At 67.0% G+C, this 13,891-nt stretch carries 15 protein-coding genes; 2 read left to right on the plus strand and 13 right to left on the minus strand.

What is annotated here, in order from left to right; translation table 11 throughout:
• Window positions 1–271: 271 nt before the first annotated feature.
• The 12 genes from pufC to LRA98_RS04020 all read right to left on the minus strand — a co-directional run bounded on the left by pufC (window position 272) and on the right by LRA98_RS04020 (window position 11,135).
• Entirely contained in the window at window positions 272–1,348 is a 1,077-nt protein-coding gene (gene pufC / locus LRA98_RS03965; RefSeq protein ID WP_238632473.1) for a photosynthetic reaction center cytochrome PufC, read from the minus strand.
• 11 nt (window positions 1,349–1,359) lie between these two features.
• Entirely contained in the window at window positions 1,360–2,331 is a 972-nt protein-coding gene (gene pufM, locus LRA98_RS03970; protein ID WP_201242204.1) for a photosynthetic reaction center subunit M, read from the minus strand.
• Between the two features lie 6 nt (window positions 2,332–2,337).
• The gene (pufL, locus tag LRA98_RS03975) at window positions 2,338–3,168 is read right to left on the minus strand and encodes a photosynthetic reaction center subunit L (protein ID WP_201242203.1); all 831 of its coding nucleotides are present in this window, start codon (window positions 3,166–3,168) and stop codon (window positions 2,338–2,340) included.
• A 122-nt stretch (window positions 3,169–3,290) separates the two neighbouring features.
• Window positions 3,291–3,494: a light-harvesting antenna LH1, alpha subunit gene (gene pufA / locus LRA98_RS03980; protein ID WP_201170958.1), complete on the minus strand. Its 204-nt coding sequence runs from the start codon at window positions 3,492–3,494 to the stop codon at window positions 3,291–3,293.
• A gap of 12 nt (window positions 3,495–3,506) precedes the next feature.
• Window positions 3,507–3,731 carry a light-harvesting antenna LH1, beta subunit gene (pufB, locus tag LRA98_RS03985; protein ID WP_201170961.1) on the minus strand — a complete coding sequence of 75 codons (225 nt, stop codon included), beginning with the start codon at window positions 3,729–3,731 and terminating at the stop codon, window positions 3,507–3,509.
• A gap of 168 nt (window positions 3,732–3,899) precedes the next feature.
• Window positions 3,900–4,133, minus strand: a complete 234-nt coding sequence (locus tag LRA98_RS03990; RefSeq protein ID WP_238632474.1) for a hypothetical protein — start codon at window positions 4,131–4,133, stop codon at window positions 3,900–3,902.
• A 112-nt stretch (window positions 4,134–4,245) separates the two neighbouring features.
• Complete coding sequence (bchZ, locus tag LRA98_RS03995) at window positions 4,246–5,775, minus strand: chlorophyllide a reductase subunit Z (RefSeq protein WP_201242202.1); 1,530 nt, start codon at window positions 5,773–5,775, stop codon at window positions 4,246–4,248.
• The gene (gene bchY, locus LRA98_RS04000) at window positions 5,775–7,142 is read right to left on the minus strand and encodes a chlorophyllide a reductase subunit Y (protein ID WP_201170984.1); all 1,368 of its coding nucleotides are present in this window, start codon (window positions 7,140–7,142) and stop codon (window positions 5,775–5,777) included. The genes bchZ and bchY overlap by 1 nt, the downstream gene beginning before the upstream one ends.
• Window positions 7,143–7,164: 22 nt before the next feature.
• The gene (locus LRA98_RS04005; protein WP_201170993.1) at window positions 7,165–8,091 is read right to left on the minus strand and encodes a chlorophyllide a reductase iron protein subunit X; all 927 of its coding nucleotides are present in this window, start codon (window positions 8,089–8,091) and stop codon (window positions 7,165–7,167) included.
• Window positions 8,091–9,074 carry a chlorophyll synthesis pathway protein BchC gene (bchC, locus tag LRA98_RS04010; protein ID WP_238632475.1) on the minus strand — a complete coding sequence of 328 codons (984 nt, stop codon included), beginning with the start codon at window positions 9,072–9,074 and terminating at the stop codon, window positions 8,091–8,093. The genes LRA98_RS04005 and bchC overlap by 1 nt, the downstream gene beginning before the upstream one ends.
• A 43-nt stretch (window positions 9,075–9,117) precedes the next feature.
• Window positions 9,118–10,263, minus strand: coding sequence for an acetylserotonin O-methyltransferase (locus tag LRA98_RS04015; RefSeq protein ID WP_238632476.1), 1,146 nt, complete (start codon window positions 10,261–10,263; stop codon window positions 9,118–9,120).
• Window positions 10,260–11,135 (minus strand): polyprenyl synthetase family protein, encoded by an 876-nt coding sequence (locus LRA98_RS04020; RefSeq protein WP_238632477.1) that lies wholly within the window; start codon window positions 11,133–11,135, stop codon window positions 10,260–10,262. Before LRA98_RS04020 ends, LRA98_RS04015 begins: the two co-directional genes overlap by 4 nt.
• Before the next feature lie 84 nt (window positions 11,136–11,219).
• Between LRA98_RS04020 and crtD the strand changes: the two genes are divergently transcribed.
• Together crtD and LRA98_RS04030 are read left to right on the plus strand one after the other, a co-directional pair.
• A complete protein-coding gene (gene crtD / locus LRA98_RS04025) occupies window positions 11,220–12,782 on the plus strand; it encodes a 1-hydroxycarotenoid 3,4-desaturase CrtD (protein ID WP_238632478.1) in 1,563 nt (520 codons plus the stop codon).
• Window positions 12,783–12,937: 155 nt separating this feature from the next.
• A complete protein-coding gene (locus LRA98_RS04030) occupies window positions 12,938–13,657 on the plus strand; it encodes a carotenoid 1,2-hydratase (protein WP_238632479.1) in 720 nt (239 codons plus the stop codon).
• Window positions 13,658–13,711: 54 nt separating this feature from the next.
• Here the strand turns inward: LRA98_RS04030 and LRA98_RS04035 are convergent, their stop codons facing one another.
• Window positions 13,712–13,858: a hypothetical protein gene (locus LRA98_RS04035; RefSeq protein ID WP_238632480.1), complete on the minus strand. Its 147-nt coding sequence runs from the start codon at window positions 13,856–13,858 to the stop codon at window positions 13,712–13,714.
• Window positions 13,859–13,891: the final 33 nt, after the last annotated feature.

The raw sequence follows: 13,891 nt of genomic DNA on the forward strand, positions 1-13,891 counted from the left end.
TTGCACCGACTTCTAGTTGTCGGGCCAATGCTTTGCCTTCGGCTTCCTTCAGGTTCCACCTCACGATGGACACCCTTGCCGTTCGGCTAACCTTCCCCTTGCCGGGCCGGTAGAGGACTCGCACCTCCAAGTCATCCGGCAACCACCACAGTTCCCCGAATAGAGCCAGCCAAGGCGCTGGCGCACCACAAAAAGAAAAACGGCGCCTTAAGGCGCCGTTTTCTTCAGGACGGGCCCGGAGGCCGAGGCCCCCGGGATCGCTTCCTGCCTCTTACTCGGCGTTGCGGTCGCGCAGACCGTCGGTACCGAGATCGCCAAACTGCAGGAAGTCGAAGTCCGCGTCCTCCTCGCCCATCAGGCCCGGATAGTCATCGACCATCTTGGCCCCGTCCAGAGGCAGCTGCTCACCGTAGTGGCAAGTGGCGCACTGGACCTTGGCGATGTCACCGGTCGGCCCCAGGCGAACCTCGGGCTGACCAGCCTCCAGCGGCTCGATCCAGTTGGCGTTGATATCACGCGTCATCCGGATGCCGTGCCAGGAGATCTCCCGCTCCTCCGGGCTCTCGTCCCACTGCCCCAGCCGGCCGGTGTTGTGGCAGGTGGTGCAGTTGGAGCCGGTTGCAGCGGACATGTGCATCATGAGGCTGTAGGAAGCCTCGGTGTCCTGGAGCGAGACGTCCCACTCATCGAGGTGGGGCAGGATCGTGTCGCCCTCGACCCGCAGATCATCGTGCCCGAGCAGGTACCGCTCGAACGCATTCCGCGGAAGCGAGGTGTACTCGGTCTTCTCGCTGGCCAGGTTCTGCATCATGGTGTTGCCGAGGCCGGCCATGTTCACATCCGGCGTCGGCTCGGCGAACCAGCTCTCCTCCGGCAGGTTCTCGCCACGGTGACACGTGTAGCAGGTCACACCCGTGTCATCCATGTGGCTGTCCCAGTTGGCGTTCACATACCGGTTCATCTCGATCATCTGACGAGAGACCTGGTACGTGTACAGCTCCTCGCTGGCGAAATCGTTGCCATCGTGGCAGTAGGTGCAACCCTCGTCCGGCGACACCCAGTCGGTCATGCTCTGCATGAGCCGGGTGAACTCCGCCACGCTCAGGTCGTCGAGCACCTCCACGTTCTGGTAGATCTCGCCGGCGCGGGGCCCTTCAGCCGAGACCGGATCCGCGGCCTCCGGCGCCAGATGGAGGTCATCGTCCCGCAGCCGCGGGTTGTTGACCTCCTCCATGCCGGTGCCACGGTAGCCCTTCTGCTCGGTATCTACCGGCGGACGCTCACACCCGACGACGACTGCGAGACCGGCGGACAGGGCACCAACTGCCAAGGATCGGTTCAGATACATTTTACTGCTCATCACTCCGTCCCCCCTGCTGCCGGATCCACTGCCGGTGTGAAGAACTCCGGATACTCGGGGGCGATGCCGTGGTGGACACCCCACAGGTACCAGTTCTCGACCACGGTGCCGGTCAGCAGGATACCGATGCCACCCGTAATCACGCAGAGGATGGCGAACCAGTAACCCCACCGGTGGATGGACTCCATCGTAGCGTTGAAGCCCATGGTCCAGCGCCAGAACAGCGCCGAACGCTCCGCAGCGGTACCGCGGTCGGTGATCTGCTCGATCTCGCGCTCCGCGTTGTAGCGACCCGCCGCCAGGATGGTGGCGCCGTGCATCGCGAACAGCAGAGCCGAACCGAACAGGAACACGATCGACAGCATGTGGAACGGGTTGTAGTACAGGTTGCCGTACCGCAGCGAGAACGCCGTGGTCCAGTCCAGGTGCGGGAAGATGCCGAACGGCACACTCTTCGCCCAGCTGCCCATCAGCACCGGCCAGATGAAGCCGATCGCCAGGAACAGGAAGATCGCTGCAGCGAAGGCCCAGGCCACGTGGGTGCCGAGCCCGAGCGCCCGTGCCCGGTTGTAGGTCCGCGCGAACCAGAGCAGGACCGACAGGGTCAGCGTGAACCCGGCGATCAGCCACCACCCGCCATCATTGAGCGGCGGGAGGCTCAGGCCGTACTCCGGCGGCGGCGGCTCCAGGGCCACCCAGAAGAACTGACGGATGAACTCGAGCGGGCTCCAGTCCACCGACGCCAGCATGTTCATGCCGATGATGACGATGGACACGATGCCGAAGAGGATCGACATCACACCGGTCGTGCCGAGATAGATCGGACCGACCTGGGCGTCGCCGATCTTCCCAAGCAGCCAAGAGTGCGTCGCTCCCTTGGTCCGGGGCCAATCCGCGGCTGGGAGCTCGACGCCCGGATCCGTCGGGCCCCGGACCTGAACGCGGGTAAAGATGTTCTGATACTCAGCCATTTCTGATTACCCCCCCCAGGACCAGATCGGGACGTTGAGCCACCAGTTCCACCACTCGGGCCAACCGCGGGTCCAGAACGGGCCGCTGATGATGATGCACACCGCGCTCCAGAAGCCCGCATTCAGGGCCAGGAACAGGCCGAGGCGGTGGATGCCCAGGCTGCCGATGGAGTAGCCGATGACGTCACGGAAGAAGGTGTTCTCATGCTCCGCGGTCTTAACCGGCTCACCCTTCTTGGGGTTGGTGACCGAGAGGATCAGGCCACCGTGCAGCGCCAGGGCCAGGGTGGTCGTGAAGAAGAACGTGACGGCCAGCATGTGGGCCGGGTTGTAGTGGAAGTGGAGGTATTGATACCCCACGTTCGACACCCAATCCAGGTGGCTCAGGATCCCGTACGGGAACCCGTGGCCCCAGGCGCCCATCAGCAGCGGCCGGAAGACCACCAGCGTCGCGTAGGCGAGGATCGCGACCGCGAACGCCACCGGCACGTGATACCCCATGCCGAGCTTCTTGGAGATCTCCGCCTGCCGCAGGGCCCAGGTGATGAACGCGCCCAGAGCGCAGACGGTGATGATCTGCCAGAGGCCGCCCTCCATCATGGGCGCAAGGGCCAGCCCGTAGCTAAGGTCGGGCGGGGCGATCGAGATCTGCCACAGATTGAAGGTGTCTTGGGAAGCACCGTAGATAATCAGGACGGTGCCAAGGACCGCGAAGATCGCCGTAAGCACCCCGAAGATGCCCACGTAGAACGGCCCAATCCAAAAGTCAAACAAGTCCCCTCCGAGGAGTGTACCTCCTCGGACACGATATTTTTTTTCAAAGTCGAGCATCGCCATGGCTGGGTCCTCACATCACGGGCAACACGGCGCCTCAGGGATCCCGAAGCCTTCGGCGAGCGACCGCCCCGGGTGTGAAGCACACCGGGGCGGTCCTCCCGAAGAGCCGGGGGCTCGGGTGCTTAGACCTCCCGCTGCTGCGGCATGACCGCAGCATCGGCGACCTCGGCAGCCGACTCGGCGTCGCCGTAGGGGTTACCCTGGAGCCAGTTGAAGTTCTCCGTGCTCAGGAGGATGAAGTGAATAAGCAGAGCCAGGACGGCCATGCCCACGTGGGCCAGAACCACCGTACGGCGATAGTCGAGGATCTTCCACATTCTCCACATGATTACGTCTCCTTAAGCAGCGATGGGCGCGATGGACTGAACAGCGGCGGTGACGGCGTTGGCACCCTCGATCAGAGCGGCACCGAAGCCCTCGTCACCCGGGATCCACGGACGCCAGGCCCAGGCCAGGATGTGCGCCACAACGGCAACACCGATGTAGACGGTGAAGGCCTGAGAGAACATCGCGTGAAACTCTTTGGCTTCCTCGTCGCTAACGTTCCGCATCTCGTCAGCCATAATTACTTCCTCCGTTCGACTTTTCGCCTGCGCCGCGCGCCCCCGCGCGGCTCGGGTTGGTCACCACGCTTTGGTGGTGCTTTTTTCCCGACCGAGGATGGATCCTCGATCAGAAAAATCGGTTATTCGTTCTCTCTTCCCCTGCGAGCTGCGGCCCAATGCCGCGCATCAGCTCATGAAGGCAAAGGGGACCGAGGTCTGCGCCGCCGCGCGTGCCTCGGCGATTACCGACTGCCGCTCGCCCTTTTGCTGCGCAGCACGCCAGCGTGCCGGGACGAGACGGGCCAGAAGAGCGCCGACCAGAAAGACCGCGAAGCTGACGGCCATCAGCAGGCGGTACTGCGCCTCTTCCTTGCGGCGGGCTCGCGCTGAGTTCGGCCGTGCTTTGACTGCGTGTGCCATCGGAGTGCCTCCTCTCGTCGAACTCTCCGCTGCGCCTCTACCCGTCTATAACAAAGCACAACGCGTAAGGCTTCAACGGGATAGCGCGCTTTCGCCGCGCCCTTTTCGTGCTTTAGTTGCCGCGCCCCGGACCCGACCCTGGCAGCACGTCGCTGCAGCTCTTGACCCGGGCTGCGGTGACTCGAGTCTCGCCGGCCTCCTTGGCCCGCTGTTCCGCTGCATCGCGCAACCGCTTGGTGGCCGAGATGCGGACCAGCATCGGTTGCTCCTGAACCCAGCGGTCAAGTATCGCTCGAGCCTCTTCGTCCCAGGTCAGGGTCTCGGAGGCCTCGGCCGGGGCGGCTTCGGATTCGGCTGCGACATTCTGCGCCGTTTTTTCCGGTTGCACGCCGCGGGCCAGAGTGGCCTCCACCTGATCCATTTCCGTGCCCAACGGCAGGATATGGAACAGGGCGTCGAAGAGCGCGTTACAAACCTCCTGCACGATGTAACAGGATCCACCGTACCCCATGAACGGGGTCCCCGTGTGGCGGCGTATGACCGCACCGGGGAAGGAGGCGGGGATATATCTGGCGTGTCCTCCTACTTCCGCAAGATACATCCGCTCGTTGTAGCTTCCGAAAAGCACGAGTGGCGGATTGCCGCGGATCGCGGCACGAATGGCGTCGTTATCGATCTTGACGCCGGGCGCCCGAGAGAAGGCGAAATTGCAGGGCATCCCCAGGTCATTTTCAAGAAATTTCCGAATGCCCAGCGAATGGGTTTGTGCTGCAACGATCCCGAAACTGGCCGTGGCGTAAAAATCCTGTGTGACAGAACGCCACAAATCCCAGAGCGGTTTTAGTGTGGTGTGTTTCTCTTTTTCGATAAACGGCTCCGGATCGAGCCCGAGCTGCTCGCCGAGGGCGTGCAGGAATCGCGTCGTACTGTGCAGGCCAACCGGCGCCTGCAGATAGGGCCGTCCGAGCGCCTCGCAGAGCCCGCGCCCATACTCCCGGTACATGCAGATGTTGACATCAGCATCCACCAGCCGCGGGATCTGATCCACGTGGCAACCAAGAGGAAAGACCAGATTGACTTCCGCGCCGATGCCCTCGACCAGCCGGCGGATCTCGGCCAGGTCCGAGGGCATATTGAACATCCCGTAGGCCGGGCCGATGATGTTGACCCGCGGCGGCGCGCCGGCCTCCCGTTCGCGCGGACGCGGCGCGCGCCCGCGGCGCATGCCGAACTGCTCCCAGAGCCAGCGCAGCGCCCGATCCGAGGCCTGCCACTGATCCTCGTCGATGGTTCTCGGCAGGAAACGGCGTATCCCGGTGCCTTCAGGCGTCACGCCGCCGCCGATCATCTCGGCAATGGAACCGGTTACGACGACAGTCGGCTGCTGGGGATCGAGGGTGCCGTGGGCCCGCTTCATGGCGCCCTCGGTGCCCTCTCGGTTGAGCTCTTCCTCGGAGAGGCCGGTGACGACCACCGGGAGTTCTTCCGGCGGCAGGGCGTCGGTGTAGTGCAAAACGGCGGTCACCGGCAGGTTCTCGCACCCGACCGGGCCATCGATGATCACCTGCAGGCCCTTGACGGCCGTGAACGCGTACACCGCCCCCCAGTATCCGCCAGCACGATCAAGATCGGGGATGAGCATCAGCGTCCCTCCCCACAACGCCCGACGCCGCCCGCCTTGATCTCAACCCGCGGCGGGATCTGCGGCGATTCGCTCCACACGCCGCCGGTCTCGCCCGTACCCACGCCGGCGAAGAATGCGTTCATGGCGTCAAAGCGCTCCTTGTTCCCGATCGCGGCGTTGATAACCTGAGCCAGCGCCCCTGGCCCCGACGGCCCCATCAACGGTCGCGCAGAGATCAGATTGGTGAAGTACAGGCCGGGAATGGCCTGCTCCTTGGCGTGCTGGACCACGGGTGTGGTGCCGATGGCCAAATCGGGCTGGTGCTCGTCCACCGCCGCGGTATCGTCCTCCAGCGTCGCCCGGAAACGCACTGGGATCCCTCGCGCCTCGAGCCACTCGCGATCCGGATCCGACCACCGCGTCTGACCCACGGCCGTGCCCACGTAGCGCACGTCCGCGCCACATTCGACGAGCAGCCGGGCAACCAGCAGCTCGGAGCCCTCGTATCCGGAGACCGTAATCCGGCCGTGCACCGGCGCAGCCGCGATGGCCTCTTCGATGGCGGGAAGCGCAGCCGATTTCGCCGTGTCGATCTCGGCACGCCCGACGTCGCAGGCCGCTCCGACCGCCTCGAGCCAGGCTGCAGTGCCATCCCGTCCGACGGGGGCCGAGGGCACCAGCGCCCGCCCCGCTGCTTCGAACTCCGCCAGCGACGCCGTATAGAACGGGTGGATTGCGGCAGCCGCGCGGCAATCGAGGGCCGCGTAAAGCTCGCGCCACTCGCGCGTCGGCACCACCTGCCCCGCCGCCAGGCCCATGGGCTCGAGCAAACGGCTGATACTGACCGGATCGCCCGGGAACATCTCGCCGAGCAGCGCCACCGTGGGCAGATCGCCCCGGCCACTGCGCGGCGCCGCCACCGGGCCCTGTTCGGCCTCCTGCCGGGCGTAACGCAGCATGGCGGCCGCCAGCTTGTCCTTGGCCTCGGCATGAGTGGGCACACCGAAACCGGGCACCTCCAGCGGCACCACGCGGACACCGTTGATCGCCTCGGGCAACAGCCGCAGGGGCACGCCGGAGGCCGTCGGCACGCAGAGGTTGATGACCACGATGGCGTCGTAGCGCGCCGGGTCGGCAAGGTCGTACACCGCCTGGTGGACGTCTTCGAACAGCCCCCCGGTCACCAGCGACTCGGAGTCGAAGGGCACGTAGCCAACGCTGCGCCGGGCACCATAGAAGTGCGAAGTGAAGGTCAGCCCGTAGACGCAGCAAGCCGAACCCGCCACCACGGTGGCGGTGCGGCGCATGCGCAGCCCCACGCGCAACGACCCGAAGGCCGGGCACATGGTCTGGGGTTGATCATGGGGTCCCGCTCGATCGTTCATGGCCCTTACTCCGGGGTCTGGCTCAGGTATCGTCGTAGACGATCTCCAGGGATGGCTTCCTGGTCGCCCCCTGCGGGCACATGTCCTCCGGAGTGGCCGGCACGAGTTCGACCTCGCCGCCGACCTCGTCACTCTTGAACAGCCCGAGCAGTTGGTCGTGACTCAGGGGTTGAGGCATGACCGGCGGGGCACCGGCGATGTTCTGCGCCAGCTGCCCGAACAGGTCTCCCCAGGGACCACCCGGGTAGCCGATGATCTCGTAGTTGGCGCTCTTGCGCCGGATCTCGTCGTCCGCGGGGATGCTCGAGAGCACCGGTATCCCAGCCTGCTCGGCGAGTGCCTGCGCCTCGCCGGTACCGTCATCCTTGTTCACCACCAGCCCGGCGACGCCGACACTCCCGCCCAGGCGGCTGAAATACTCCACCGCCGAGCAGACGTTGTTGACGACGTAGAGCGACTGTAGATCGTTCGCCCCCACCAGGATGACCTTCTGGCACAGGTCACGCGCGATGGGCAGGCCAAACCCGCCACAGACCACGTCGCCGAGGAAATCGAGCAGGACGTAATCGAAGTCCCAGTCGTGGAACCCCAGGTTCTCCAGGATCTCGAACCCGTGGATGATCCCGCGTCCACCACAGCCGCGGCCCACCTCCGGGCCGCCGAGCTCCATGGCGAAGACCCCATCGCGCTTGAAGCAGACGTCGCCGATGCTCAACGTCTCGCCGGCGGCCTTCTTGCGCGAGGAGGTATCGATGATCGTGGGGCAGGCCCGCCCGCCAAAGAGCAGCGAGGTGGTATCGCTTTTGGGGTCGCAGCCGATGAGCAGGACCTTCTTGCCCTGTTGCGCCATCATGTAGGAGAGGTTGGAGAGCGTGAAGCTCTTGCCGATGCCGCCCTTGCCGTAGATGGCGATGATCTGGGTCTCTTTCGCCGGCTGCTCGCTGCTCATCAGCTGTTTCTCCAGTCGAGGACCATCTTGAGACAGTCGGGATCACCGAAGGCGATCCGGTAGGCCGATGCCGCCTCGGCGGCATCGAGGCAGTGCGTAATCAGACCGTCGAGGCTGAGCGCCCCTGACTCGATCTGCCGCGTTACGGCCTGCAGATCGTCCCGCTGCCACTCGGCCGCCACACGCAGCCGGGCCTCACGCATGAAGGCCGACGGGAACGCGAACGACAGGCGCTCGCTGTAGAACCCGGCCAGCACCACCTCGCCTCCGTGCGCCAGCCGCCCGATCAGGGTATCGAGGAGCGCGGCGTCGCCACTGACATCGCAGATGCGCGCGTAGTCGTGGCGCTCATCGGTGTCCGGTTCCAGCACCGTGTAGCCGTCGGCACCGGTTCGCCGGTCCTCGTTGGTCTCCCAAACCGTCGGAGTATGGCCGAGCGACACCCCGATGCGCGCTATCAGCCGGCCCAGCACACCGTGGCCGATCACCAGATCCGGGGGTGCCTCGGCCACCGCGTGCCACGCCGTAGCGGCCAGGGCCAACAACACGCCACGCTCGCCGAGGCCATCCGGCAACGGGATGACCCGCTCGCCGGAGACCACCAGGCGCGAGGCGGCCCCGCCGAACAACCCGCTGACCTCCCGGTAGCAGCGGGCGCCGGGGACGAACACGGCCTCGCCCTCCTGCCGCCCCGACTCGGCCCCGGCCGCGATGACCCGGCCCACGGACTCGTAGCCGGGAACCAGCGGGTAGGCCAGCCCCGGAAACTGGGGCATGGTGCCCTTCCAGAGCAGGCGCTCGGTGCCGGTGCTGATCCCGCTGAAGTCGATATCGACCACGACGTCCCCCGGCCCGGGGTCCGTCAAGGCCACATCCTGAAGGGCGAGGCGCTCAGGGGCCTCGAAAAGGACCGCACGAGCCGAGTACGGGCCGCCGGACGGCCCACCCGGATCGGCATTCGATACAGGGCTTGGGTCAGACATGGTGTCAGCCTAACTTGACTTCCCCGTGTGTCAAGCTGGTCGATCACCGGGATAGGCTGCGGCTTTTAGCCGCAATTACACGGGCCTGCAGCGGATTGCAGCCTGGCAATAACCGGATCTGCTCAAACCCGGCCCCCTCGAGAAGCCCGCGGTTTTCGGCCACGGTTCGGGGCCGCCCACGCCCCATCGCGAAAAGGTAGATCCCGAAGTAGGCACCGCCCACCCGCTCGGCCCCCGGTGTCCCCGACATCGGCTCGGCCACCAGGACCGTGGTTCCGGGGCGCAGGCTGCGGTGCAGGTTCTTTAGTAGCCGGGCTGCCTCTTCATCGTCGTGATCGTGCAGGATGCGCACGAGCGAGACCACATCCGCATCGGCGGGCAGAGCGTCCCGGAAGAAGTCGGCCCCCGCGGCGGTCAGGCGTTCTTCAAGGCCTGCCTCGGCGATACGGGCACGGGCGCGTTCGGCTACGGCGGGGAGATCGATCACCTGCCCATGCAGGTGGGGCCATCGACGGGCAGCAGCGATCAGGAAGGCCCCCTCGCCCCCGCCCACATCCATCAACCTCCGGTGCCGGCGCAGCGGATAGGCATCGAGCACCTCGGTGGCCACCATCGGCTGCGAGGCAGCCATCAGCCCGCTGTAGCCATCCACCTCGCTGCCCGTCAGCGCGTCCGGCGACTGGTTGCCGGCATAGGCCCAATAACGCCCGAGGGCGGTCTCGCCACGCTCGCCCTGCAGCAGCGCCAGCGGATCCTGAAGATCCTCGTAAAGCAGGGCGTGGTGATCGACCATGGCGCGGATGCCCGGCGCGGCCACCAGCACGGCCCCCAGGTCACCGAGACCGTACTGCCCGGCGCTGCGAGACTCTGCCAGGCGCAAGGCCTCGGCTGCCTCAAGCAACCGTTGCCCCGCCATCTCCGGCAGCCCGAGGCGGTTCAGCAGCCGCTCCCGGGGCTGCGCCCCCTCGTTGAGCAGATCCAGCAGGCCGCTGCGCACGCTGGCCAGAACGACCTGCGAGTAGATGAACCCGGCACACAGGTCGAACAGCTCGCTGGAGCGCCGTCGAGCGATTGGCCGGGTCAGCGGGAAGCGTGCCGCCAGCCGATGGAAACGGGGGCTGGCCAGCAGGCGGTCTCGCCAGTCATGCAGGCGATCCCGCCATCGGCTGTCTCGCCAGCTACGGATCACGCCGCGCTGCGGCCCAGCGTCTTGGGCAGGACCCGCTCCATCTCTTCGAGGATACCGGCGCGCAGCTGCTCGGCACCGGCGCAGTCCGGGACCGCGTCGACCGCCTCCTGCACCAGCCGATCCAGACGCTCCTTGGCCCCCTCAAGGCCGTGCTCCGAGACCGCGTTAGCCAGGCCGTGGGACGAGTCCTGGCCGGTGGGCTTGCCGAGTTCATCCTCGGCCCCGACAGCGTCACGCAGGTCATCGGCGACCTGATACGCCTCGCCCAACCGCTCGCCTACCGTCCGCCACCGATCGGCCTGCTCCTCGGCGCCGGCGGCGATGGCTCCGGCAACGGTGGCAGCCGCGAACAGCGAGCCGGTCTTGGCCTGGTGATACTCCGCCACCGGGATTTCCGGCTCGGACTCCCAGGCCTGCCCGGCCGTAATGCCGTAGGGCATACCGGTTGCCCGGGTCACCGTGGCCAGCAGGGCACCGGCCCGCTGCGGGGCCTGCGGCACCTGCAGCGCCAACGTCTCCAACGCGTGGACGATGAGCGCATCGCCGGCCAGTACAGCCAAGCGCTCGCCGTAGGCGGCGTGCACCGACGGCTGCCCGCGACGCGTCGCCGCATCGTCGAAGCACGGCAGATCGTCGTGGACCAGCGAGGCACAGTGCATCAACTCGATAGCGATGGCCGCCGCGTCGGCCAGCTCGGGGTGATCATCGCCACAGGCCGCAGCGACGGTCAGGCACAGGCGCGGCCGGACGCGGGCGCCGCCGGCAAATACGGCATGATGCACGGCATGCGCCAGCTGTGGCGGGGCCGGGGCAGCCGTTGCCCGGGCCACTGCGGCCTCCAGGGCGCTTTCGATTCTTTTGCTTGGTTCCATGTAGCCCCCTCCCGCCGGCGGCGTGTAGGCTTGCGTTCCAGGGAAGACGTGAGTCGTCGAGTACGCTAGTCAGGGACCCACCCCATGTCAACGTCGATGCGAAGCCCAGCCGCAGGAGAACAGAACGCCGTGGTGATCGGCGCCGGTGTCGGCGGGCTCGCCACCGCCATCGACCTGGCCTGCGCCGGACTGCAAGTCACGCTGGTTGAACAGGCACCGACACCGGGAGGGAAACTGCGCCCGGTGCGCATCGGCGACGCCTGGCTGGACGCCGGGCCGACGGTCTTCACCATGCGCGGTGCCTTCGAGGAACTCTTCGCCGACGCGGGGGAACGCCTTGAGGACCATTTGCGACTGCGCCCCGTTGAGCGCTTGGCCCGGCACGCCTGGGTCGAAGGCGGGCAGCTGGATTTGTTTGCCGATCCACGACAATCCGCCGAGGCGATCGGCGAGTTCGCAGGCCCCGCCGAGGCGCGGCGCTTCCGTGCCTTCTGCCGCCGCGCCGCGGAGATCCACGACACGCTGGACAACACGTTCATGCGCGCACAGCGCACTACCCCGCTGGGTCTTTTCCACCGCGTCGGCTACCGCAACCTCGGCGCCATGCTGCGCATCAGTCCGTTCACCACCCTCTGGCAAGCTCTTGGCCGCTACTTCCACGATTCGCGCCTGCGACAACTCTACGGCCGTTACGCAACCTACTGCGGCTCCTCTCCGTTCGAGGCACCAGCCACGCTGATGTTGATCGCCCACGTGGAGTCGGAAGGAGTTTGGCAGGTTGAGGGCGGGATGCACCGTCTGGCCACCGCTCTGGCCGGGCTCGCTGAACGGTGCGGGGTCGAACTGCGCTGCGCCACCCGGGCACGGGCCATCCACACCGCCCGAGGCCGGGTCAGCGGCGTCGAACTGGCCCACGGCGAGTTCCTGCCAGCCGGGACGGTCGTCAGCAACGGCGATGCCGCCGCCCTGGCCAGCGGGCTCTTCGGCGACCACCTGCGCTCGGCGGTGCGCAGACAGCCGCCCCGGACCCGCTCGCAGTCCGCGATCACTTGGAACTGGCGGGCCAAGACCGGGGGGTTCCCGCTTCACCATCACTCGGTCTTCTTCAGCAGCGACTACGCAGACGAGTTCCAGGCCGTCTTCCGCCGCGGCGAGCCGCCCCCGGAACCAACGGTCTATATCTGCGCCCAGGATCGCCACGACCAGCAGTCGGTTGCCGGCCCCGAGCGCCTCCTCTGCCTGATCAACGCGCCGGCCCAAGGCGACCGGAAAAGCTTCAGCGACACGGAGATCCAACAATGCCAGCACCAGACCCTCTCGCTCCTGGAGCGCTGCGGCCTCAGCATCCAGCCCACGGAAGAGACGCCGGTCATCCACACGCCCACGGACTTCGAGGCGCGTTACCCGGCGACGGGCGGGGCGTTGTACGGGATGGCCAGCCACGGGTGGCGGGCCTCGTTTCAGCGTCCAGCGGCGCGCACGCGGGTGCCGGGGCTCTATCTGGCGGGGGGCAGCACGCACCCGGGGGCGGGTCTGCCGATGGCGATGATGTCCGGGCGCCTGGCGGCGGCGCAAGTGCTGGCCGACCTGACTTCCGTCACACGGTCCCTTCGGGGGGCTACGTCTGGTGGTACCTCGACGCCCTGAGCGATGACGGCCGTCACGGGCTGACGGTCATCCTGTTCGTCGGCAGCGTCTTCTCACCCTATTATGCGTGGGCACGGCAGCGCGGGACGGCCATTCCGGAGGACCACTGCGCCTTCAACGTCGCACTCTACGGCGAGAAGCGCGGACACTGGTGCATGACCGAACGGGACCGGCACGCGCTGCGACGCGACCGTGACACCCTGGTCGTCGGCCCCAGCCAGGCGCGGTGGGTGGACGGGGAGCTCCTGCTGGACATCGACGAGCTAACCTTCCCGCGCCCGGCGTACCTGCGCGGCCGCATTCGCCTGACCCCCCGGGTCGCCAACGACCAGGCGCTGGTTCTCGACCCCGCTGGCCGCCACCGCTGGTGTGCCCTGGCCCCCTGCGCCCGGGTCCAGGTCGAGCTGGAGAAGCCGCGGGTCCGCTGGGAGGGCGAGGGCTACCTCGACACCAACGCCGGCGATGAACCGCTGGAGGACGGATTCAGCGGCTGGCACTGGTCGCGCGCCAGCGATGCCGACGGCACCACGGTGCTCTACGACGTCACCCCCCGGCAGGGGGAGGCGTACCGCAAGACGATCCGTTTCGACCGGCAGGGGGCGGTCAGCGAGGCCCCTGCTCCGGCATCGGCCCCCCTGCCAACGGCGCTGTGGGGCATCCGCAGGCGCATCCCGGCCGACGCCCCGGAGCAGGCCCGACTCATCGAGACCCTGGAGGACACCCCATTCTACGCGCGCTCCCTGGTCGCTACGGCGGTGGACGGCCGCCCGTTGCGAGCGGTCCACGAAAGCTTAGACCTCAACCGCTTCGCCAGCGCCTGGGTCAAGCCATTGCTGCCATTCCGGATGCCTCGCCGCGCGACGCGTACCGGCTGAAGTACTGGACAAGCGGCGACCGTCGCCACGGGCAGCCCGACTGCCCGTGGCCTGTCAGCGTCCGGCGCCGTTCCGATCGCGTTCGCGCTCCTCGCGGATCTGCCGCAGGTCGCGGCGCATGATCACGATCTCGCGTACGGCGTAGGCCATGGCCAAAGCCACGAGTGCGAGCTTGAAGATGATGAAACCGGGCAGATCCATCGACCGCCCCTCCGCGCAACGACGCCGCCCGGA

The sequence above is a fragment of the Halorhodospira sp. M38 genome (assembly GCF_022227985.1).
In the GTDB taxonomy this organism is placed as follows: domain Bacteria; phylum Pseudomonadota; class Gammaproteobacteria; order Nitrococcales; family Halorhodospiraceae; genus Halorhodospira; species Halorhodospira halophila_A.